General features: G+C 72.3%; 20 protein-coding genes. 4 read left to right on the top strand and 16 right to left on the bottom strand.

Going from position 1 to position 22,196, the window contains the following annotated elements; translation table 11 throughout:
- Positions 1 to 273: 273 nt before the first annotated feature.
- A complete protein-coding gene (gene erm(O), locus R2E43_RS07900; RefSeq protein ID WP_003972831.1) occupies positions 274 to 1,056 on the top strand; it encodes a 23S rRNA (adenine(2058)-N(6))-methyltransferase Erm(O) in 783 nt (260 codons plus the stop codon).
- Positions 1,053 to 2,309 (top strand): glycosyltransferase, encoded by a 1,257-nt coding sequence (locus R2E43_RS07895; protein ID WP_093457231.1) that lies wholly within the window; start codon positions 1,053 to 1,055, stop codon positions 2,307 to 2,309. Before erm(O) ends, R2E43_RS07895 begins: the two co-directional genes overlap by 4 nt.
- Positions 2,310 to 2,388: 79 nt before the next feature.
- Here the strand turns inward: R2E43_RS07895 and R2E43_RS07890 are convergent, their stop codons facing one another.
- Complete coding sequence (locus R2E43_RS07890; RefSeq protein WP_332056052.1) at positions 2,389 to 4,665, bottom strand: MMPL family transporter; 2,277 nt, start codon at positions 4,663 to 4,665, stop codon at positions 2,389 to 2,391.
- A gap of 348 nt (positions 4,666 to 5,013) precedes the next feature.
- Here R2E43_RS07890 and R2E43_RS07885 point away from each other — a divergent pair, with 348 nt between their 5' ends.
- Positions 5,014 to 5,562 (top strand): DUF1697 domain-containing protein, encoded by a 549-nt coding sequence (locus R2E43_RS07885; protein ID WP_011030649.1) that lies wholly within the window; start codon positions 5,014 to 5,016, stop codon positions 5,560 to 5,562.
- Between the two features lie 13 nt (positions 5,563 to 5,575).
- Here R2E43_RS07885 and R2E43_RS07880 read toward each other — a convergent pair whose 3' ends face one another.
- The 15 genes from R2E43_RS07880 to R2E43_RS07810 all read right to left on the bottom strand — a co-directional run bounded on the left by R2E43_RS07880 (position 5,576) and on the right by R2E43_RS07810 (position 20,749).
- Entirely contained in the window at positions 5,576 to 6,322 is a 747-nt protein-coding gene (locus R2E43_RS07880) for a sirohydrochlorin chelatase (RefSeq protein WP_011030650.1), read from the bottom strand.
- Positions 6,323 to 6,330: 8 nt separating this feature from the next.
- On the bottom strand, positions 6,331 to 7,242 hold the full coding sequence (locus R2E43_RS07875) for an ABC transporter permease (protein WP_011030651.1): 912 nt from the start codon (positions 7,240 to 7,242) through the stop codon (positions 6,331 to 6,333).
- The gene (locus R2E43_RS07870; RefSeq protein WP_003972825.1) at positions 7,229 to 8,023 is read right to left on the bottom strand and encodes an ABC transporter ATP-binding protein; all 795 of its coding nucleotides are present in this window, start codon (positions 8,021 to 8,023) and stop codon (positions 7,229 to 7,231) included. The genes R2E43_RS07875 and R2E43_RS07870 overlap by 14 nt, the downstream gene beginning before the upstream one ends.
- A gap of 32 nt (positions 8,024 to 8,055) precedes the next feature.
- The gene (locus R2E43_RS07865) at positions 8,056 to 9,159 is read right to left on the bottom strand and encodes an aliphatic sulfonate ABC transporter substrate-binding protein (protein ID WP_003972824.1); all 1,104 of its coding nucleotides are present in this window, start codon (positions 9,157 to 9,159) and stop codon (positions 8,056 to 8,058) included.
- A gap of 260 nt (positions 9,160 to 9,419) precedes the next feature.
- On the bottom strand, positions 9,420 to 10,775 hold the full coding sequence (locus tag R2E43_RS07860) for a sulfate adenylyltransferase subunit 1 (protein ID WP_003972823.1): 1,356 nt from the start codon (positions 10,773 to 10,775) through the stop codon (positions 9,420 to 9,422).
- Positions 10,776 to 10,777: 2 nt separating this feature from the next.
- Positions 10,778 to 11,716: a sulfate adenylyltransferase subunit CysD gene (gene cysD, locus R2E43_RS07855; protein ID WP_003972822.1), complete on the bottom strand. Its 939-nt coding sequence runs from the start codon at positions 11,714 to 11,716 to the stop codon at positions 10,778 to 10,780.
- Positions 11,713 to 12,357, bottom strand: coding sequence for an adenylyl-sulfate kinase (gene cysC, locus R2E43_RS07850; RefSeq protein WP_202492564.1), 645 nt, complete (start codon positions 12,355 to 12,357; stop codon positions 11,713 to 11,715). Before cysC ends, cysD begins: the two co-directional genes overlap by 4 nt.
- Position 12,358: 1 nt before the next feature.
- Positions 12,359 to 13,069 (bottom strand): phosphoadenylyl-sulfate reductase, encoded by a 711-nt coding sequence (locus R2E43_RS07845; RefSeq protein ID WP_003972820.1) that lies wholly within the window; start codon positions 13,067 to 13,069, stop codon positions 12,359 to 12,361.
- Complete coding sequence (locus tag R2E43_RS07840) at positions 13,066 to 13,245, bottom strand: hypothetical protein (RefSeq protein WP_003972819.1); 180 nt, start codon at positions 13,243 to 13,245, stop codon at positions 13,066 to 13,068. Before R2E43_RS07840 ends, R2E43_RS07845 begins: the two co-directional genes overlap by 4 nt.
- Positions 13,242 to 14,939, bottom strand: a complete 1,698-nt coding sequence (gene sirA / locus R2E43_RS07835; RefSeq protein ID WP_003972818.1) for a sulfite reductase SirA — start codon at positions 14,937 to 14,939, stop codon at positions 13,242 to 13,244. The genes R2E43_RS07840 and sirA overlap by 4 nt, the downstream gene beginning before the upstream one ends.
- Positions 14,940 to 15,089: 150 nt before the next feature.
- Positions 15,090 to 15,173 (bottom strand): putative leader peptide, encoded by an 84-nt coding sequence (locus R2E43_RS07830; RefSeq protein ID WP_309475039.1) that lies wholly within the window; start codon positions 15,171 to 15,173, stop codon positions 15,090 to 15,092.
- 149 nt (positions 15,174 to 15,322) lie between these two features.
- On the bottom strand, positions 15,323 to 15,895 hold the full coding sequence (locus tag R2E43_RS07825; protein WP_093457235.1) for a GNAT family N-acetyltransferase: 573 nt from the start codon (positions 15,893 to 15,895) through the stop codon (positions 15,323 to 15,325).
- 76 nt (positions 15,896 to 15,971) lie between these two features.
- A complete protein-coding gene (locus R2E43_RS07820) occupies positions 15,972 to 17,285 on the bottom strand; it encodes a hypothetical protein (RefSeq protein WP_030864271.1) in 1,314 nt (437 codons plus the stop codon).
- Between the two features lie 258 nt (positions 17,286 to 17,543).
- On the bottom strand, positions 17,544 to 18,833 hold the full coding sequence (locus tag R2E43_RS07815) for a GAF domain-containing protein (RefSeq protein WP_093457237.1): 1,290 nt from the start codon (positions 18,831 to 18,833) through the stop codon (positions 17,544 to 17,546).
- A gap of 242 nt (positions 18,834 to 19,075) precedes the next feature.
- Positions 19,076 to 20,749, bottom strand: a complete 1,674-nt coding sequence (locus tag R2E43_RS07810; RefSeq protein ID WP_003972814.1) for an acyl-CoA dehydrogenase family protein — start codon at positions 20,747 to 20,749, stop codon at positions 19,076 to 19,078.
- Positions 20,750 to 20,849: 100 nt separating this feature from the next.
- On the opposite strand from R2E43_RS07810, the gene R2E43_RS07805 reads away from it, so the two are divergent.
- Positions 20,850 to 22,010: a YihY/virulence factor BrkB family protein gene (locus R2E43_RS07805; protein ID WP_016327606.1), complete on the top strand. Its 1,161-nt coding sequence runs from the start codon at positions 20,850 to 20,852 to the stop codon at positions 22,008 to 22,010.
- Positions 22,011 to 22,196: the final 186 nt, after the last annotated feature.

Here is a 22,196-nt window from a genome sequence, read left to right as displayed (position 1 = left end):
GCGCCCGCCTAACGTCCCCTCCGTGGCAGCTTTCAACGCGATCTTCAACTCCGGTCTCGGCCGGGGCTGCACGTACTCCATCAGGATGCGTCGTGGCCCCGGTGCCCTGACCGGCCCGGGGTCCCCCCGCCGCTGACGCACTCGACGCGTCCGGCACGTCCGACGCGCGCGCGGCGGGGCTGAGCCTCCGCATTCCCTTTTGCCTTCGTCTTCCGGTCAGGGCCTTCGGCTGCCCTTCTCCCCTCCTGTCACGGAAGACAAGGACCGCAGGCCATGGCCCGCCCCACCCAGCGTGCCCGCACGCTCTCGCAGAACTTCCTCGCCGACCGCGCCACCGCCGAACGTGTGGCGCGCCTCGCCGTCCCCGACCGGGGGCGCCCGCCCCTCCTGCTCGAAGTGGGCGCGGGCAACGGCGCCCTCACCGAGCCGCTCGCCCGCCGCAGCCGCGAGCTGCACGCCTACGAGATCGACCCCCGGCTCGTCCCCGGGCTCCGCGCCCGTTTCGCGCGCAGCCCCCACGTCCACGTCGTCGCCGGTGACTTCCTCACCGCCCGGCCCCCGCGCACCCCGTTCGCCGTCGCCGGGAACGTGCCCTTCTCGCGCACCGCCGACATCGTCGACTGGTGCCTGACCGCGCCCGGCCTCACCGACGCCACCCTCCTCACCCAGCTCGAGTACGCCCGCAAACGCACCGGCGACTACGGCCGCTGGACCCTGCTCACGGTCCTGACCTGGCCGCGCCACGAGTGGCGGCTGGTGGGCCGGGTGGGCCGCAGCCGCTTCTGCCCGGCGCCGCGCGTCGACGCCGGCATCCTCCGGATCGAACGCCGCCCCACTGCGCTGCTCACCGGCGCCGCCGCCCGCCGCGACTGGGCGGACCTGGTCGAGCTGGGCTTCTCCGGCGTCGGCGGCTCGCTGCACGCGTCCCTGCGCCGCGCCCACTCCCGGCGCCGGGTGGACGCGGCGTTCCGCGCCGCGCGACTCGATCCCGGTGTCCTCGTCGGCGAGGTCGCCCCCGACCGGTGGCTGCGGCTGCACGAGGAGTTGACGGCATGAAGCGAAAAGAGTTGCACGAGACGTCTCGTCTCGCATACGGTCATCGCATGACCACTCGCCCCGCGCACATCGCCATGTTCTCCATCGCCCTGCACGGCCACGTGAACCCCAGCCTGGAGGTCATCCGCGAGCTCGTCGCGCGGGGGCACCGGGTGACGTACGCGATCCCGCCGCTCCTCGCGGACAAGGTCGCCGAGGCGGGCGCCGAACCCAAGCTTTGGAACAGCACACTGCCCGGCCCCGACGCCGACCCGGAGGCCTGGGGGAGCACCCTCCTGGACAACGTGGAGCCCTTCCTCGCCGACGCGATCCAGTCGCTCCCGCAGCTCGCCCAGGCGTACGAGGGGGACGAGCCGGACCTGGTCCTGCACGACATCGCCTCCTACACCGCCCGCGTCCTGGGCCGCCGCTGGGACGTGCCCGTGATCTCCCTGTCGCCCTGCATGGTCGCCTGGGAGGGGTACGAGCAGGAGGTCGGCGAGCCGATGTGGGAGGAGCCGCTGAAGACCGAACGCGGGCAGGCGTACTACGCCCGCTTCCACACCTGGCTGGAGGAGAACGGGATCACCGACCACCCCGACCCGTTCATCGGCCGCCCCGACCGCTCCCTGGTGCTGATCCCCAAGGCGCTCCAGCCCCACGCCGACCGGGTGGACGAGACGACGTACACCTTCGTCGGCGCCTGCCAGGGGGACCGCACCGCCGAGGGCGACTGGGCCCGTCCCGAGGGCGCGGAGAAGGTCGTCCTGGTCTCGCTCGGTTCGGCCTTCACCAAGCAGCCCGCGTTCTACCGGGAGTGCGTCCGGGCCTTCGGTGAGCTGCCCGGCTGGCACACCGTGCTCCAGGTCGGCCGGCACGTAGACCCGGCCGAGCTGGGCGACGTACCGGACAACGTGGAAGTCCGCACGTGGGTACCGCAGTTGGCGATCCTCCAGCAGGCCGACCTGTTCGTCACCCACGCGGGCGCGGGCGGCAGCCAGGAGGGTCTGGCCACCGCCACGCCGATGATCGCCGTACCGCAGGCCGCGGACCAGTTCGGCAACGCCGACATGCTCCAGGGCCTCGGCGTCGCCCGCACCCTCCCGACCGAGGAGGCCACCGCGAAGGCGCTGCGCACCGCCGCCCTCGCCCTGGTCGACGACCCGGAGGTGGCGGCGCGCCTGAAGGAGATCCAGGCGCGGATGGCCCAGGAGGGCGGCACCCGCCGGGCCGCCGACCTCATCGAGGCCGAACTGGCCGCCGCGCGCGGCTGACCCGGCACCGCACGCCGCAGGGCCCGTCGGTTCCCCCGGAACCGACGGGCCCTGCGGCCGTCGTGCGACGGCGTGCCGGTCAGACCCCGACCCGTTCGCCCCGCTCCCCGCGCTCGCCCTCGCCGCCCCGCTCCGGCGACGCGATCGCCTCGGGCGACTCGTCGTGGGTCAGGTCCGGCAGCCGGTGCAGCCACTTCGGCAGGTACCAGTTGCGCTCGCCGAGCAGCGACATCACGGCCGGCAGCAGGACGCCCCGGATGATCGTCGCGTCGATCAGCACCGCCGCCGCCAGGCCGACGCCCATCTGCTTCATCGACTGCATGGACAGCGTGCCGAAGATGGCGAACACCGCGACCATGATGACGGCGGCGCTGGTGACGACCCCCGCCGTGGTGACCACGCCGTGCTGGATCGCGTCCCGGGTGGAGCGCCCGCGCAGCCGGGCCTCGCGGATCCGGGAGACCACGAACACGTGGTAGTCCATCGACAGGCCGAACAGGATCACGAAGAGGAACAGCGGCAGCCACGTGATGATGGCGCCCACGCCCTCCGCGCCCACCAGCGAGGCGCCCCAGCCGTGCTGGAAGACGGCAACCAGGATGCCGTACGCCGCGCCCACCGACAGCAGGTTGAGCACGATCGAGGTGAGCGCGACCGTCAGCGAGCGGAAGGACAGCAGCATCAGCAGGAAGGCGAAGACCACGACGAAGGCGAAGACCGGCAGGACCGAACCGACGAGCTGGTCGTTGAAGTCCTTGTTGCCGGCCACCTGACCGGTGATCGGCGCCTCGACGCCGGCGACCTTGCCCAGCGTGGCGGGCCGTACGTCGTCGCGCAGCTTGTCCAGGCTCTCGCCCGCCTTGTCCTGGTCGGAGCCGCCGACCAGCGGGACGTACACCAGCGCGACGTTCTGCTGGTCGTGCACCGTGATGTCCACCGGACCGCGCGAGGCCCCCGAACCGATCGCCCGCTCCCGGAAGTCGGCGAGCGCGGCCCGCACCTCGGGCGCGTTGATGTCGTCGGCCTTCACGACCACCTCGGCCGGGTCGGACCCGCCGGGGAACGCCTCGTTGACCCGGTTGTACGTCTGCACGATGGGCAGCGCGTCGCCGAACTCCTGGTCCAGCGTGAGGTTCTGCGTCTTCATCCCCAGGGCGGGCGCGGCCACGGCCAGCAGCGCGCCGACGGCCACCGCCGCCGCCAGCAGCGGCTTGGCCAGGACCCGCTTCAGCACGGCGGTCCAGAACCGGCTGCCCTCCCCGGCGGAGCCACTCGGCCGGCGCCGGCGCCGGCGCAGGAACGGCAGGCGGCCCTTCTCCACCCGCTCACCCAGCAGGGACAACAGCGCCGGCAGCACCGTCACCGACCCGACCATGGCCACCGCGACCACCATCAGCGAGGCCAGGCCCATCGCCTCGAACTCGGCGATGCCGGTGAACAGCATGCCCGCCATCGCCACGCACACCGTGACACCGGAGACGACGATCGCCCGGCCACTGGTGGCGGCGGCGATCCTGAGCGCCGTCTGCGCGTCCCGCCCGGCGGCCCGCTCCTCGCGCTCGCGGCGCAGGTAGAACAGGCAGTAGTCGACGCCGACGGCCAGACCCACGAGCAGCATCACGGAGTTGGCGGTCTCGCTCATCGGCTGGAGGTGGCTGACCAGGCCCATCAGACCCATCGTCGCGATGATCGCGGTGATCGCCAGCGCCACCGGGACCAGCGCCGCCACCAGTGCGCCGAAGGCGACGAGCAGGATGCCCAGGGCCACCGGCACCGCCGAGTACTCGGCCTTCTTGAAGTCGTCGCCGAACGCGTCGTCGAACGTCTTCATCATGCTGGCGCCGCCGATCTCCTCGATCCGCAGCGACTCGTGCTCCTTCTGGACCCCCTCGACCGCCTTCAGCACCGGCTCGACCCGCTCGCCCGCCGTGTCCGCCTCGCCACGCATGTCGAACTGCACCAGCGCGCTGCGGCCGTCCTGTGAGATCGTCTTCGCGTCGTAGGGCGAGGTGACCCCCGTGACCTCCCCGGTCCCCTCCACCGCCGTGACGACCGCGTCGACCGCGGCCCGGAACTCGGCGTCCGTGGCCTTCACGGCACCGGACTTCGCCTGGATCAGGACCGTCTCACCGGCCGGCTCGTCGATCCCGGCGTCCTCGACGATCCGGGCGGCGGTGTGCGTCTCGCCGCCCATCTGGTCGCTGTCCTTGACGTCGACCCGGCCGGCCGCCGAACCGAGCCCCGTCGCCAGGACGACGAACAACACCCAGATCCCGACGGCGGCCCATCGGTGCCGGGCACTCCAGCCGCCCGCCCGGGCGGCTATGCCCCGCACCCGTGTCTCTCGGTTCCGCATGACCGGCCTGCCCCCTCATGAGCGGTGCCGGCCCCCTGCCGCCACCTTGCGTTTCGAAGGTATGGGCCGCGTAAGACCGTCGCGTCGTGCTCTTCGGTGACGTCCGGCGGCGCCGTCTCATCCCTCCGTACCGCCGCCCTCACCGCTGAGGAGGATCCCGGCCCCTTACATCTACCGGGGCGCCGGGCGGCGAGGACATTGCGCAGGGTTGTTGATTAAGTCACAGGTGGGTGTAGCTGTTGAACCCCGCACACCGCATCGGCGAGAGTGGCGCGCACGTCCGCCCGGCGCGGACCAGGCCGTCGTGCCCACCCCCACGGGGCACGACGGCCGTTCTATGGTGTGCGGATGACGACGAAGTACGCGGCGCTGCTGCGCGGGATCAACGTGGGCGGCAGCCGGAAGGTCCCGATGGCCGACCTGCGCGCGCTGCTGACCTCCCTCGGCCACGACGCCGTACGCACCCATCTGCAGAGCGGACAGGCCGTCTTCGCCGCCGCGCACGGCGACGAGGACTCCCTGGCCGCGGAGCTGGCGGAAGCGATCGGGGAGCGGTTCGGCTTCCCGGTGGACGTGATCGTGCGCGACCACGCCTACCTGAGGTCGGTCGTCGAGGCGTGCCCCTTCCCGGCCGCCGAACTGGAGGCCAGGCAACTGCACGTCACCTACTTCTCCGCGCCCGTCGAGGCGGACCGCTTCGCGGCGATCGACGCCCCGGCCTTCCGTCCCGAGGAGTTCCGCCTCGGCGACCGCGCCCTGTACCTCTACGCACCGGACGGTCTGGGCCGCTCCAAGCTCGCCGAGGCCCTCGCCAGACCGCGCGTCAACAAGGGCCTGGTCGCCACCAGCCGCAACTGGAACACGGTCACCAAGCTCGTGGAGCTGACCGGCCCCTGACGCGTCGTCGACCTCAGGCCCCGACCGCCAGCGCCACCGGCATCCGCGCCGCGTCGTACCGCTCCAGCAGGACCCGCGCCACCTCCGGTGCGGGACCCAGCACGTCCGCCAGCACGTCGGCCCCCGCCGCGCCCCGCGCGATGCGGTCCGGCAGGAAGCCCGGCGCCAGGACGTACGGGGCGACGGCGACGCGCGCACAGCCCAGCTCGCGCAACTGCCGTACCGCGTCCTCGGTGCGCGGAAGGGATGCGGAGGCGAACGCAGGCCGCACGGCGCACCAACCGGTGTGCCGCCACTCCCGCGCGATTTCAGCGATCACTGCGATCGCCTCCGGGTCGGAGGACCCCGCCGAGGCCAGCACGACCCCGGTCGAGGACTTGTCGGCGGGCGTGAGGCCCGCCTCGTACAGGCGCCGCTCCAGCGCCGACAGCAGCAGCGGCGAGGGACCGAGCACCTCGGCCTGCCGGATCCTCAGGCGCGGCGGCGCCGCCGCCAGGACCGCGGGGATGTCCGCCTTGGCGTGGAAGGCGCGGGTCAGCAGCAGCGGCAGGGCCACCACGTCCCGCACCCCCTCCGTCTCCAGGGACTCCAGGACGCCCGGCACGGAGGGGACGTTGAAGTCCAGGAAGCCGGTCTCCACCCGCACGTCCGGACGCAGCGCCCGCACCCGGCGGACCAGGGCGTGCACGGTCGCGGCGTGCCGCGGGTCGCGGCTGCCGTGGGCGACGACGAGGAGGACGGGGCGGCCCGGTGCGGACATGGTGTGCCTCAGCCCCTCACCAGCAGACCGCGGCTGCGCAGCACCCAGCGCTCCAGCGGGCTGAAGATCAGCAGGTCGATGGCGATGCCGACGACCAGGATGAGCAGGATGGCCTCGAAGACCATGGCCATGTCGCTGGCGTTGCGGCCGTTCTCCAGCAACTGCCCGAGGCCGACGCCCAGGTCGGGGAAGGAGGCGATGATCTCGGCGGCCATCAGCGAGCGCCAGGAGAAGGCCCAGCCCTGCTTGAGACCGGCGACGTAACCGGGGAGCGCGGCCGGCAGCACGATGTGCCAGGTGCCCCTCAGCCCCGTCGCGCCCAGCGTGCGCCCCGCCCGCAGGAAGATCGGGGAGACCTGGTCGACGCCGGACACCAGGCCGTTGGCGATGGAGGGCACCGCGCCGAGCAGGATGACGGCGTACATCATCGAGTTGTTCAGGCCCAGCCAGATCACGGCCGGCGGCACCCAGGCCACCGACGGCAGCGACTGGAGGCCGGACAGGATCGGGCCGATCGCCGCCCGCACGAACTTCACCCGCGCCACCAGCAGCCCCAGCGGGGTGCCGATGACCAGCGCGAAGCAGAAGCCGAGCAGACCGCGCGAGACGCTGGTCCAGATGTAGCCGAGCAGTTCGCCCTGGAGCCAGGCCTGGTGCAGCACCTCCCACACGTCCGACGGTGCGGGCAGCTTGGTGGGGTCGTCGACGATCTCGAAGGAGACCAGGGCCTGCCACACCGCGAGCACGAGGAGTACGGCGACGGCCGGAGGCAGGATCTTCTCCATGAAGGTCTGCCGGAAGGGCTTGCGCCCCTGCTGCACCGACTCCAGTGCGTCCAGGCCCGCCTCCAGACCGGCGAGGTCGCCGCCGTCCTTGGCGCCTGCGCCCCCGGCGGGACGCGTCGTGTCAGTGCTGGCCATGTCGGCGGATCTCCCCACGCAGTTCTTCGGTGATCTCGACGGACAGCTCCGCCACGGCGGTGTCCTCGATACGGCGCGGCTGCGGGATGCCGACCGTCCACTGGCGCGCCACGCGCCCGGGACGGGAGGACAGCAGCACCACGCGCTCGGCCAGCCGCACGGCCTCGCGGACGTTGTGCGTCACGAACAGCACGGACAGCTTCGTCTCGCGCCAGATGCGGGTCAGCTCGTCGTGCAGCACGTCCCGCGTGATGGCGTCCAGCGCCGCGAACGGCTCGTCCATCAGCAGCAGCTTGCTCTCCTGGGCCAGCGCCCGGGCCATCGCGACCCGCTGGCGCATACCGCCCGACAGCTCGTGCACCCGCTTGCCGTACGCACCCTTCAGACGGACGAGTTCGAGCAGCTCCTCCGCCTTGTCGCGGCGCTCGGACTTGGGCACGCCCCGCAGCCTGAGGGCGAGTTCGATGTTCTTGCCCGCGGTCAGCCACGGGAACAGGGCGTGCTCCTGGAACATCAGGGCCGGCCGCCCGTCCGTGCTGATGCCGCCCGCGCTGGGCCGGTCCAGGCCCGCCACCAGGTTCAGCAGCGTGGACTTGCCGCAGCCGGAGGCCCCCAGGAGGGTGACGAACTCGCCGGGCGCGACATCGAGGGTGATGTCGTCCAGGACGAGCTGCTGCCCGGCGGGGCCCGCGAAGGACTTCGAGACGTGCTCGATCCGGGCGGCGTACGCGGCCGGCTCGGTGCCGTCGGCGGCCTTGGCGAGGGTCGTGGTCGTGGCCATGGTCGTCACCTCCTGGGTGGTCGGATCGGGCTCTACTCGACGCCGAGCCCGGCGTCGTCGACCGCGGGCTTGCCCTTGGCCTTGAGGACCTTGTTCAGCAGCGTCAGGTCGTAGATGCCGTTCAGGTCGGGCTGGTCCAGCAGACCGGCCTTGACGGCGTGCTCCGCCTGGGCGTCGAGGGTGGCGGCCAGCGGGTCGTCGGTGAGCCTGATCGACTCCCAGGCCGGGTCCAGCACGTCCGCGGGCAGCGCCTTGCCGGAGTCCTTCTCCAGCTGGGCGTTGGCCGCGGTCTTCGCCTCGTCCGGGTTGGCCGTGATCCACTCGTTGGTGTCGACCGACGCCTTCAGGACGGCTTCGACCGCCTTCGGGTGCTCCTCGAGGAACTTCTGCGACACGATGATGTTCGTGATCACGAACTTCTCGTCGGGCCACAGCGTCGACTCGTCCAGGAGCACCTTGCCGCCCTCGGCGACCAGCTTGGACGCGGTGGGCTCGGGCACCCAGGCGCCGTCCAGGGAGCCGGACCTGTAGGCGTCCGGGGTGACCTTGTTGTCGCTGCGGACGACCGTCACGTCGCCCTTGCCGCTCTGGGCGTCGACCTTCCAGCCCTGCTCGGCGATCCAGTTGAGGAACGCCACGTCCTGCGTGTTGCCCAGCTGCGGAGTGGCGATGCGCTTGCCCTTGACGTCCTTCAGGGACGTGATCCTGTCCGGGTTCACCACGAGCTTCACACCGCCCGAGGCCGAACCGCCGATGATGCGCAGGTTCTTGCCGCCGGACTTGGCGTAGCCGTTGACCGCCGGGGACGGGCCGATCCAGCCGATGTCGACGGAGCCGGAGTTCAGCGCCTCGATCTCGGACGGCCCCGCGTTGAAGACCGCGTACTTGGCCTCGGTCGCGCCCAGTGCCTTCTGGAAGAAGCCCTTCTGGTTGGCGACCAGCGGGGTGGCGTGCGTGATGTTGCCGAAGTACCCGATCCGGACGGAGTCGAGACCGTCGATCTTCTCGGCGCCCGCGGCGATCTTCGCGGTGTCGTCGTCCTTCGCCTGCGAGCCGTAGCCGCAGGCGGCCAGCGTCAGGAGGGGAAGGGCGGCTATGACCGCCAGCGTGCGGCGCAGGGCGGAGGTGGCAGGCACGGGAGGGGTTCCTCTCGTTGGTCCGGCACGCACGCCTGTCGGTTGGTCCGAGGTCTCAGGTCGTGGCCGGGAGGTCGGCAGGTCTTCGGCTGCGGGGGGTGAGGGCGCGCGAGCGGTGCGCGTACGTCAGCGCACACATCGCGCCACTCCGCCCTGCCCTCCCCCAAACTCCGTTCGGGGGCACCCCCAGCCCAGGGCGCCGCTGCCGACGCGGCCGCCCTCCTTGGCGAACGTGGAGTAGAAGTCCGGGGAGCCCATGCTCAGAAGTCCCACCCGTCGGCGTCGGCCGCGTCCTTGACCGGCTCCGGCGCGGCGAAGGACTCGCCCACCATGCCGGCGGTGAGCGTGGTGCCGTCGCTGGGGTCGATCAGGATGAACGAGCCGGTGCGCCGCGAGTCGGCGTAGGAGTCGGCGGGCAGCGGCTCGGCGGTGCGGACCTTCACGCGGCCGATGTCGTTGGCGACCAGCTGCCCGGGGTGCGGGTGCAGCGACAGGTCGTCCAGCGTGAGCCGGGCCGGGATGTCCTTGACGATCGCCTTGACGGTGCGGGTGCCGTGCTTGAGGAGCACCCGGTGGCCCACGGTGAGCGGCGCGTCGGCGACGTGGCAGACGGTGGCCTCGACGTCCTGGCTGGTGGCCGGCGCGTCCTCGCTGGGCACGATCAGGTCGCCGCGCGAGACGTCGATGTCGTCCTCCAGGAGCAGCGTCACCGACTGCGGCGTCCAGGCGGCGTCGACCGGCTCGCCGAGCACGTCGATGGCGGACACCTTCGAGGTGCGGCCCGAGGGCAGCACGGTGACCTCGTCGCCCACCCGGAAGGTGCCGGCGGCGATCTGTCCCGCGTAGCCGCGGTAGTCGGGGTGCTCGGCGGTCTGCGGCCGGATCACGTACTGCACCGGCAGCCGGGCGTGGCAGTGCGCCAGGTCGTGGCTGACCGGGACGGTCTCCAGGTGTTCCAGCACCGTCGGGCCGCCGTACCAGTCCATGACCGCCGACGCCTCCACCACGTTGTCGCCCTCCAGGGCCGAGATGGGGATCGCGGTGACCTCCGGGACGCCCAGCTCGGTGGCGTACGCCGTGAACTCCTCGGCGATCGCCGCGAACACGGACTCCTGGTAGTCGACCAGGTCCATCTTGTTGACGGCGAGGACGACGTGCGGGACGCGCAGCAGGGCGGCGATCGCGGCGTGCCGGCGGGTCTGCTCGACGACGCCGTTGCGGGCGTCGACGAGGATCACCGTCAGCTCGGCCGTGGAGGCACCCGTGACCATGTTCCGCGTGTACTGCACGTGCCCCGGGGTGTCGGCCAGGATGAACCGGCGGCGCGGGGTGGCGAAGTAGCGGTAGGCCACGTCGATGGTGATGCCCTGCTCGCGCTCGGCCCTGAGGCCGTCGGTGAGCAGCGCGAGGTCCGGGACGTCCTGGCCGCGGCTCGCGGAGGCCCGTTCGACGGCCTCCAGCTGGTCGGTGAGGACCGACTTGGAGTCGTGCAGCAGGCGGCCGACCAGCGTGGACTTGCCGTCGTCGACCGAGCCCGCGGTGGCGAACCGCAGCAGGGTCGTCTCCGACAGCTGCCAGACCGACAGCGGCTCGACGGGTTCAGTGGTGCTGGTCATGTCTAGAAGTACCCCTCGCGCTTGCGGTCTTCCATCGCGGCCTCGGACATCTTGTCGTCGGCGCGGGTGGCGCCGCGTTCGGTGAGCCGGGTGACGGCGATCTCGGCGATGACCTTCTCGATGCTGTCGGCGTCCGAGTCGACGGCGCCGGTGCAGGACATGTCGCCGACGGTGCGGTAGCGGACCCGCCGCTTCTCGATGGTCTCGCCGTCCTTCGGGCCGCCCCACTCACCGGCCGTCAGCCACATGCCGGAGCGGGCGAAGACCTCGCGCTCGTGGGCGTAGTAGATCTGCGGCAGCTCGATGCCCTCGCGGGCGATGTACTGCCACACGTCCAGCTCGGTCCAGTTGGAGAGCGGGAAGACGCGGACGTGCTCGCCGGGCGCGTGCCGGCCGTTGTAGAGGTTCCACAGCTCGGGGCGCTGGCGGCGCGGGTCCCACTGGGAGAACTCGTCGCGCAGCGAGAACACCCGCTCCTTGGCGCGGGCCTTCTCCTCGTCGCGGCGCCCGCCGCCGAAGACCGCGTCGAACTTCTCCGCCTGGATCTTCTCGGTCAGCGGCAGCGTCTGGAGGGGGTTGCGGGTGCCGTCCGGGCGCTCCTTGAGCACCCCGCGGTCGATGTAGTCCTGCACGGAGGCCACGTGCAGCCGCAGCCCGTGCCGCTCGACCGTGCGGTCGCGGTAGTCGAGGACCTCGGGGAAGTTGTGTCCGGTGTCCACGTGCAGCAGGGAGAACGGCACGGCCGCCGGGGCGAACGCCTTCAGCGCCAGGTGGAGCATCAGGATCGAGTCCTTGCCGCCGGAGAAGAGGATCACCGGCCGCTCGAACTCGCCCGCGACCTCGCGGAAGATGTGCACGGCTTCCGATTCGAGGGCGTCGAGGTGGGAGAGGGCGTACGGGCCCGCCGTACCCTCGCGCGCCGCTTCGGCGGTCGTCGTCATGCCAGTCCCCTTTCGGTGAGCAGCGCGTGGACCGCCGCGGCGGACTCCTGCACGGTCTGGTCCTGCGACTCGATGCGCAGGTCGGGTGCGACGGGCTCCTCGTACGGGTCGTCCACCCCGGTGAGCCCCGTCAGCTCACCCGCGGCCTGCTTGGCGTACAGGCCCTTCACGTCGCGCACCGAGCACACCTCGACGGGCGTGGCCACGTGCACCTCGACGTACGCCGTGCCGTTCGCCCCGTGACGCTCGCGCACCGCGTCGCGGCTGTCCGCGTACGGCGCGATCACCGGGACCAGGGCCGTGACGCCGTTGCGGGCGAGCAGTTCGGCGACGAAGCCGATGCGCTGCACGTTGGTGTGCCGGTCCGCGCGGTCGAAGCCGAGGCCCGCGGAGAGGAACTCGCGGATCTCGTCGCCGTCGAGCAGTTCGACGGGCCGGCCCTCCTCACGGAGGCGGTCGGCCAGCTCGCGGGCGATGGTGGTCTTGCCGGCGCTGGGCAGCCCCGTGAGCCAGACGGTGGCTCCGGTCGTCACGTGGTTCTCCCTGGATCTCGGTGGTCCGGTGGTGGCCGGTCCCGTGGTGATGGCCGGTCCCGTGGTGGTCGTCGGTCCCGTGGTGGTCGGTCCGGTGGTCGTCGTCATGTCAGCCGTGCAGTCCGCACTCGGTCTTCGAGCGGCCCGCCCAGCGTCCGGCGCGGGCGTCCTCGCCCTCCAGCACACGACGGGTGCAGGGCGCGCAGCCCACGGAGGCATAGCCGTCCGTCAGCAGCGGGTTCGTGAGGACGCCGTGCTCGGTGACGTACGTTTGCACATCTTCCTGTGACCACTTGGCGATGGGCGAGATCTTCACCTTGCCCCGCTTCTCGTCCCAGCCCACGACCGGCGTGTTCGCCCGGGTCTCGGACTCGTCGCGGCGCAGCCCGGTCGCCCAGGCCCGGTAGCCGGCCAGCCCCTCCTCCAGCGGCTTCACCTTGCGCAGCGCGCAGCACAGGTCGGGGTCGCGGTCGTGCAGCTTCGGGCCGTACTCGGCGTCCTGCTCGGCGACCGTCTGGCGCGGGGTGAGCGTGATGACGTTCACGTCCATCACGGCCTCGACCGCGTCGCGGGTGCCGATGGTCTCCGGGAAGTGGTAGCCGGTGTCGAGGAACACCACGTCCACGCCGGGCAGGGCGCGGGAGGCGAGATGGGCGACGACCGCGTCCTCCATGGAGGAGGTCACGCAGAACCGGTCGCCGAAGGTCTCGGCCGCCCACCGGAGGATTTCCAGCGCCGTGGCGTCCTCCAGCTCGCGGCCCGCCCGCTCGGCCAGCGCCTTGAGTTCCTCGGTCGTACGCTCTTCCTGAACCGCCGTCATATCGGTTCCCCTCCAGTGGAGTTGGGCTGAAGACCCCGGGCGAGGAGCCCGAGGAACTTCAACTGGAATGCGCGGTTGCACGCCCCGCATTCCCAGGCGCCGTGACCCTGCTCGCCGGGACGCAGGTCCTCGTCGCCGCAGTAGGGGCAGTAGAAGGGCGCGGCGCGCTCGCTCACGACAGGGCCTCCTCGGAGGCCCGGGCCGCCCAGGCGGCGAAGCGCTCGCCGTCCTCGCGTTCGGCCTGGAAGCGCTTGAGGACGCGCTCCACGTAGTCCGGCAGTTCCTGGGCGGTGACCTTCAGGCCGCGCACCTTGCGCCCGAAGCCGGCCTCCAGGCCGAGGGCGCCGCCCAGGTGCACCTGGTAGCCCTCGACCTGCTCGCCGTGCTCGTCGAGCATGAGCTGGCCCTTGAGACCGATGTCCGCGGTCTGGATGCGGGCGCAGGCGTTCGGGCAGCCGTTGAGATTGATGGTGAGGGGCTCGTCGAAGTCGGGGAGGCGGCGCTCCAGCTCGTCGATGAGCGAGGCGCCGCGCGCCTTGGTCTCGACGATGGCGAGCTTGCAGAACTCGATGCCCGTGCAGGCCATGGTGCCGCGCCGGAAGGTGGAGGGCCTGGCGCTGAGGTCCAGCGCCTCCAGTGACTCCACCAGCGAGTCGACGCGCCCCTCCTCGACGTCGAGGACGATCATCTTCTGCTCGACCGTGGTGCGCACCCGGCCCGAGCCGTGCGCCTCCGCCAGGTCGGCGACCTTGGTCAGGATGGTGCCGTCGACGCGGCCCACGCGCGGGGCGAAGCCGACGTAGTAGCGGCCGTCCTTCTGGCGGTGCACACCGATGTGGTCGCGCCAGCGGCTGCTGGGCTCGGCGGGTGCCGGCCCGTCGGTCAGCTTCCGCTTCAGGTACTCGTCCTCCAGCACCTGACGGAACTTCTCCGCGCCCCAGTCGGCGACCAGGAACTTCAGGCGGGCGCGGTTGCGCAGCCGCCGGTAGCCGTAGTCGCGGAAGATGGAGATGACGCCCTCGTAGACGTCGGGCACGTCGTCGATCGGCACCCAGGCGTTCAGCCGCACGCCCAGCTTGGGGTTGGTGGACAGCCCGCCGCCCACCCACAGGTCGAAGCCCGGACCGTGCTCGGGGTGCTCGACCCCGACGAAGGCCACGTCGTTGATCTCGTGCACGACGTCCTGCACCGGCGACCCGGAGATCGCGGTCTTGAACTTGCGGGGGAGGTTCGAGTACGCCGGGTTGTTCAGGACCCGGCGCTTCATCTCCTCCAGCGCCGGTGTGCCGTCGATGATCTCGTCCTCGGCGATGCCCGCCACGGGGGAGGCGATCATCACGCGGGGCGTGTCACCGCAGGCGGTCACCGTGGACAGGCCGACGCCCTCCAGGCGGTTCCAGATCTCCGGCACGTCCTCGATCCGGATCCAGTGGTACTGGACGTTCTGCCGGTCGGTGATGTCGGCCGTGCCGCGCGCGAACTCCTGCGAGATCTCGCCGACGACACGCAGCTGAGCCGTGGTCAGGGCGCCGCCGTCGATGCGGACGCGGAGCATGAAGTAGCGGTCGTCCAGCTCCTCCGGCTCGAGGATCGCCGTCTTGCCGCCGTCGATGCCCTGGCGACGCTGGGTGTACAGCCCCCACCAGCGCATACGGCCGCGCAGGTCGCCGGGGTCGATCGAGTCGAAGCCGCGCTTGGAGTAGATCGTCTCAATACGTGTCCGAACGTTGAGACCGTCGTCGTCCTTCTTGGTCTGCTCGTTGCCGTTGAGCGGGGTGAAGTGCCCGGCCGCCCACTGGCCCTCGCCGCGGTGACGGCTCACCTTGCGGCGCGGGGTCGCGGCAGCGGGCTTCGGCGGAGTGGCGGCCATGGTGTGACACGTCCTTTGGAGACAGGTGGAAACGGCTCTGACCTGCGCGCATGGCGCATGGCACTACGTGGGCATACGTGAGACACGCGTGCGCGTCATTGCGCGGGAGCGAGGTGAATGCGGGGAATCCGGAGGTGCTGGAGGGTGCTCTCAGCGGCCCGGACAGATGGCGCTGGACATGCGGCCGAGGTCGACGTGCCGCCGACTCACCAAGGCAATTCCAGTTCCAGGCATGACGGAAGCGTGGCACGGCGATCTGTAGCTGGTCCAGCTTAATCCAAAATGTGGACACCCTTGTCTCGTGGAGCGAGACAAGGGTGTCGTGGGTCACACGTGCGGTGAGCGCTCGGCCGGACGGCCGAAAACAGACGTGTCGGCGCAGGTCAGGAGGGGAAAGCCCCGGGCCACGGCCCCGGAGTGGCCACGTCCGCCTCCTCCTCCACCTTGGTGTCGAACAGCCGGAAGCCGCGGCGCTGGTAGTTGTCCATGGCGTACGCGCCGTCCTTGCTGCACGTGTGCAGCCACACCCGCTTGGTGGTCGCCAGCCCCGGCCAGCGCTCCGCCAGGTCCCAGGCGCGGGCGGCGCCGTACGAGAGGAGGTGGCCGCCGATGAGCCGGCCGCGGAAGGCCGGGATCAGGCCGAAGTACTCGATCTCCACGACCCCGTCGTCGCCGGGCGTCAGCTCCACGTACCCGGCGGGCGTGCCGCGGTCGTACGCGACCCAGGTCTCCACGCCCGGCCGCTCCAGGTGCTCCCGCCACCGCGCGTGGCTCCAGCCGAGCCGGTCCGTCCAGCGGATGTCGCCGCCGACCGAGGCGTACAGGAAACGGCTGAACTCGGGGGAGGGCACCTCGGCGCGGACGATCCGGACGTCCCCCTCCGGTGCGGCGGCCGGCAGCAGATCGGTGGGCGCCGTCTGCTCCAGGGACCAGGTGGTCACGGCGATGTTGGTCATGCCGGTCAGGGAATCATCCGCTCCGCGGATCTGTCGATCCCCGCTCCGTGCGACCGGGTGGCGCCGCGACGGCGCCTCAGTCGAGCGCGTCCTCGATCGACGTCAGCGGCAGCGCGAACAGCATGCGGCCCGACTGGGACCAGACCTCACCGGTCCGCTCCCAGTACGACATCGAGCCCGCCGGTCCGCTCCAGCACTGCTGCGAGCGGTCCGCGCCGCACTCCGCGGCCCGGGCGCCCTCCGTGTCCTGGCGCCACAGCGTCCCGCGCCCCTCCTGCCCGCCGGCCGCGCGTCCCAGGTACCAGTCGGACCGGGTCGCGCCGGGCGGCCGGTGCGACAGCACGCCCCCGACCTCGGCCGCCCCCGTCTCGTACGCCTCGACGGCGTCCACCCGGCCGGAGGGGTCCGTGGCGGGCAGTCCGGTGCGGTCGGGATCCGTGGCCGTGCGCAGCGCGTAGCGCCACAGCCGGGTGGGCCGGTCGCCGTCCGCGGCCACGTGCTCCGTGGCCACCAGGCTGTCGGGACTGGTGCCGCGGTCCAGGGAGATCGCGGCGGGCCGCGCCGCGCCGTCCGTGTCGGGCAGCCGGTAGGAGGCGATGGCCGGCAGTACGTACCGGTGGCCGCCCGCCGCCCAGCCGCCGGGCACCCGCCCGACGGCGTCCGCCGCGGTGGTGGCCCGCTGGACCCGCTCCACGTCGTACACGTACAGCGCGTCGCGGTCCCCGGCGGCCGTGGTGACCAGCAGCTTGTCCTGGTACCAGACCATGCCGGTGACGGGCGAGGCGAGCCCCCGGTAGTCGTGGCCGCCGTCGACCGGGACGGCGAGGAGCGCCGAGGCGTAGCCGAGCCGGCCGGGGTCGTCGGCATCGACGAAGGAGACCCGGGCGAGGCCGCCCTGGGGTGTGCCGTCGTCGCGGGACCAGGCGGAGAGGATGACGCGGTGGGCGCCCCAGCGGCCGTCCTCGTCGGCGTCCCCGGAGGTGGTGACCGCGCCGGGGCGCCAGCCGTCGGTGTCGGCCTCGTCCCAGCAGTAGGCGCGGGTGGCGGCGGGGGAGACCGGCAGCGCCTCGCGCTCCCCGGCCGTGCAGTCGGCGGCGTCGCGCAGGGTGTGGTCGGCGGACTCCAGGACGGTGTCGACGCCCACCGGGTCGCCCATCGCGGCGGAGAGCCGGTCGAGCCAGGCCGTCGGCACCCGGTGCTCGGTCAGGCGCAGCGCGTCGGTCTCGGCGGCGGAGGTGAGGGGCTTGAGGGCGCCGGGGTCGTCGGCGACCGTGGCCTGCGAGGCGCTGATCAGCGTGGCGGCGCCGGTCAGCGCGAGGGCGGCGCCGGTCAGGGCCGCGCGCAGCGCCCTGCCCCGTCTGCGCCGACGGTGTCTGCCGCGCTGCTTCATCGAACCTCCACGGACGCCGGACCAACTGCGCTCGACGGTGGTCGCGTTGCCCGAGGAGCGGATGGGACGGTCCATCAAGGATGCTACGACAGACGGACGGCCCGGCGGACGCAGACGATGCAAATATGCGGAATCAACCCGCCTTTACGGCCATCCGGGGCGCCCCGGGCGCCTGCCACGGAACCCCCGGCACCCGTCACGGAACCCTCGGCACCTGTCACGGCACCCCCGGCACCCGTCACGGCACCTCGGCGCCCGTCACGGCACCCCCGGCGACACCCGCCGCCGCGCCACCGCCGGAGCCGTGGAGTGGGGGAGCAGGTCCTGGAGGTCGGCCGGGAGCAGGATCTCCACCTCCGCGTCCTCGCAGAAACGATACGGCCGGTGTTCCAGATAGGTCCCGAGGTACCTGCGCACCCGTGACATCTCGGCCCGCACCGTCACCGTGCGGGCCGGGTCGCCGAACATGTCCTCGGCCAGCCCGGCGGCGCTGCGGCCACCCCGGTGCACCGCCAGCAGGTACAGCAACTCCGCGTGCCGCGGACTCAGTTCCCGCGCCCAGTCCTCCGCGCCGCCCAGCACCCGTACCGACCAGCGGCGCGGCTGCGCGAGGTCCAGCACGATCCGGGTCGCGTCCGGCCCCGCCGGCCCGGCCGCGGCCCGCACCAGCCAGCCCCCGGCCAGCGGCTCCACCGTGCACGCCCCGAACGCCGGCAGCCACCGGATGCCCGCCACCGGCGACTTGGGCAGCACCACCCGGTCCAGGTAGGGCATCCCCGTCACGGCCGCCGTCCAGCCGTCCCGGTCCGTGACCAGCGCCCGCCCCTCCAGCCGGGCCAGCGCCGGAGCCGCCACCGCCCGCAACCGGTCCAGCGAGCGCGTGTGCAGCTCCCTCAGCCGGGCCTCGGCCAGCTTGGCCACCGAGTCGACCCAGGCCAGTGTCGCCGGGTGCATCGTCTCCAGCGGGCCGCTCACGTCGACCACGCCGAGCAGCCGCCCGCTGCGCGGGTCGGTGATCGGCGCCCCGGCGCAGGTCCAGGTCGCCTGCGACCGCACGAAGTGTTCGGAGGCGAAGACCTGTACGGGCCGCCGGGTCACCGCCGGCGTCCCCACGCCGTTGGTGCCGACCACCTCCTCGCGCCAGTCCGCCCCGAGTTCGAACCCGAGCCCGTCGGCCCGGCGCAGCACCCTCGCGCTGCCCTCGCGCCACAGCACCCGGCCGTCCTCGTCCGCCACCACCATGATGTGGTGGGCCACGTCCGCGACCGACAGCAGCGCCTCCCGCAGCACCGGCAGGACGTGCCGCAGCTCGGAGCACTCGCGCCGCCGCAGCACCTCCTCCGGCGTCAGCAGGCCGGAACGGAAGTCGTGCTCCGGATCGACGCCGCTGCGCAGCATCCGGTCCCAGGACTGCTCGATCACCGGACGCGGCGCCACCGGAGCCCGCCCGCCCGAGAGTCTCGCGGTGCGGACCTCGTTGAGCATCCGGGCCGCCCGCGCCGTGTCGGCGGCGGCGAACCGTGTCACGTCCATGGGCGAGAGCGCCACGGGACCTCGTCCTTCCGAAAGCCGAATGTTCGTCTCGTACTGACCGGTTGCCCACGCCCCGCGGGCACAGTCCGCACACAGCCGACCGCAAGTTGCAACCCCCTGCAACCCTGGTGGACGGCTTCGCGGGTGTCCAAACTTGAACCACGCCGTCCCGAGCGGCGTACGCGGCCTGAACGGGCCCGTGTGGCGGGGGTGGTGCCGTGTCGGCGCAGCACCACCCCCGCGCCACGCGGCCGGAATCAGACCACGGGCCGCGCCCGCTCCACCACCGCCGCCAGGTCCAGGGTCGGCGGCAGCGTGCCGAACGCCGCGCCCCCGTCGCCGCCCAGCCGCGAGGCGCAGAACGCGTCGGCGACCTCCGGCGGCGCGTACCGCACCAGCAGCGCGCCCTGCAGCACCAGCGCCAGCCGCTCCGCCAGCAGCCGGGCCCGCCCCTCGGCGGCCGCCAGGTCGGCCAGCTCCGTCAGCAGCCCGCGGATCGCCGCGTCCAGCCGGTGATCGGCCCCGCGCGCCGCGCCCACCTCCGTCAGGTACGCGTCCAGCGCCGCCGGTTCCCGGCCCAGCGCCCGCAGCACGTCCAGCGCCTGCACGTTCCCGGCGCCCTCCCAGACCGAGTTCAGCGGCGACTCGCGCACCAGCCGGGGCAGGCCCGACTCCTCGACGTATCCGTTGCCGCCCAGGCACTCGGCCGCCTCCACCACCACCGGCGCGCACCGCTTGGTCACCCAGTACTTGGCCGCCGGCACCGCGAGCCGCAGCAGCGCCCGCTCCCGCTCGTCGCCGCCGGCGGCGGCGTCGCAGGCCGCCGCGAGCCGCAGCCCGAGCGTCGTGGCCGCCTCCGACTCGACCGCCAGGTCCGCGAGGACGTTGCGCATCAGCGGCTGGTCGGCCAGCTTCGCGCCGAACGCCTCCCGGTACGCGCAGTGGTGCACCGCCTGCGCCACCGCCTGGCGCATCAGGCCCGCCGAGCCCAGCACGCAGTCCAGCCGGGTCGCCGCCACCATGTCGATGATCGTGGGCACCCCGCGCCCCTCGGCGCCCACCCGGCGCGCCCACGTCCCGGCGAACTCGACCTCGGCGGAGGCGTTGGACCGGTTGCCCAGCTTGTCCTTGAGCCGCTGGATCAGGAACACGTTGCGGGTGCCGTCCGCCAGCACGCGCGGCACCAGGAAGCAGGTCAGCCCTCCCCCGTTGCCTTCGGCACGGACGGTACCCCCAGGGGCCCGCGCCAGCACCAGGAAGCCGTCCGACATCGGCGCCGAGCAGAACCACTTGTGCCCGGTCAGCTCGTACGTCCCGTCCTCGGCCAGCGGCCGCGCCGCCGTGCTGTTCGCCCGTACGTCGCTGCCGCCCTGCTTCTCCGTCATGCCCATCCCGAACAGCACCCCGGCCTTCAGATGGGCGGGGCGCAGCTCCCGGTCGTAGACCCGGGAGGTCAGCCGGGGCTCCCACTCGGCGGCCAGTTCCGGGTCGGCGCGCAGGGCCGGGACCGCCGCGTGGGTCATCGACAGCGGACAGCAGTTGCCCGCCTCCACCTGGGTCCACATCAGGAACGCCGCCGCGCGCCGCACGTGCCCGCCCGGCCGCGACCAGGCGTCGGTCAGGCCCGCCGAGACGCCCTTGCCGAGCAGCCGGTGCCAGGCCGGGTGGAAGTCGACCTCGTCGACGCGGTGGCCGTACCGGTCGTGGGTGCGCAGCACCGGCGGGTGCGCGTTGGCCTGCGCTCCCCACTCCTGGGTCTGCCACGACCCGCAGCTCCGGCCGAGCCCCGACAACTCGGCGAGCGCCTCCTCGCGCGCCTCCCCCGCCGGCTGCCGCCCGACCGCCTCCACCAGGGCGCGGTCGGAGGTGAAGACGTCGTAGCCGGTCAGCGGCGGCGCCTGATTCGTCACGGTGTGGGTGCTGCCTGCCATGGACGTGAACCTACCGTGCCGGGGGACCGTGACGGGGCGGTACCCGATCACCGGGCGTCCGCGGGCGAGTACCGCCCTCCGCGCCGGATACCTTTAGGGCGTGCAGCCAGCAAGTGACTCTCCCGAACGGCCCTCGGGCCGGCTCCACCGTGCCCGGGTCCTGTACCGGAACGTCTCCAAACGCAGGACCGCCTGGCTGCTGCTGAAGGACACGGTCAACTCGTGCATGGAGTACCGCATCCTCGGCCTGGCCGCCGAGGCCGCCTTCTTCACCCTGCTCTCGGTGCCGCCCCTGCTGCTGAGCCTCCTCGGTCTGCTCGGCTACGTCGACTCCTGGATCGGCGCCGACACCACCGAGAGCCTGCGCGACAACATCCTGGACGCCTCCCGCGCCGTGCTCTCCGAGAAGGGCGTCCGGCAGATCACCGAGCCGATCCTGGACGACGTGATGAAGGGCGGCCGGCCCGACGTCATCTCCATCGGCTTCCTCTTCGCCCTGTGGTCCGGATCCCGCGCGGTGAACGTCTTCATCGACACCATCACCGTGATGTACGGCCTCGACGGCGTCCGGGGCATCGTCAGGACCCGCCTGATGGCCTTCCTCCTCTTCATCGTGGCCCTGCTGATCGGGTCGATCGCGCTGCCGCTGATGGTGGCCGGGCCGGACGCCGTGGTGCGGGTCGTGCCCTGGTCGACGACGGTCGTACAGGTGCTGTACTGGCCGGTCGTCATCATCCTCTCCGTGGCCTTCCTGACCACGCTGTACCACGTGTCGGTGCCCGTGCGCTCGCCGTGGATCGAGGACGTCCCCGGCGCGCTGGTCGCCCTCGCCATGTGGGTGCTGGGCAGCTTCCTGCTGCGCATCTACCTCACCAGCACCGTCGAGGGCCCCACCATCTACGGCTCCCTCGCCGCGCCCGTCGCCGTGCTGCTGTGGATCGGGGTGTCCGCGTTCGCGGTGCTCGTCGGCGCCGCGGTCAACGCGGCCATCGACCGGGTGTGGCCGGCCGCCGCGACCGCCGCCGCCCGCGAGGCCAACGAGCGGCTGCGCCAGGCCCAGGTCGCCGAGTACGTGGCCCGTACGACCGCGAACGGCGAGGGCGACCCCGACATGCCCTCCGAGTTCCCCGAGCGCTGGTCCCGCTTCCTGCCCCCCGAGGACGTCACGGCCCGGCTGCGCACCCAACCGAAGAGCGCGCCTCCCGCGAACCACACCCACCATCAAAAGCACGACCACAACCACCGCGACGACGCCTCCTGAGAGCACGGAAAAGGGAAATACGCGCCGCCTTATTGGCGGGCAATTTCTCGATGGCGGAAGAATGCGGCTCCCGGAAATCCGGCGAGCAAGATCACACTCTATGTGGCAGTGATCCACTCCTTGGGCGTTGTGTCCGCTTCCAGTGGTAGTGCTGCACTTCATTCACATACCACGCAGGTTTTCCGT

It is taken from the genome of Streptomyces violaceoruber (assembly GCF_033406955.1).
Lineage (GTDB): Bacteria > Actinomycetota > Actinomycetes > Streptomycetales > Streptomycetaceae > Streptomyces > Streptomyces violaceoruber.
This window is presented reverse-complemented; position numbering and strand designations above follow the sequence as displayed.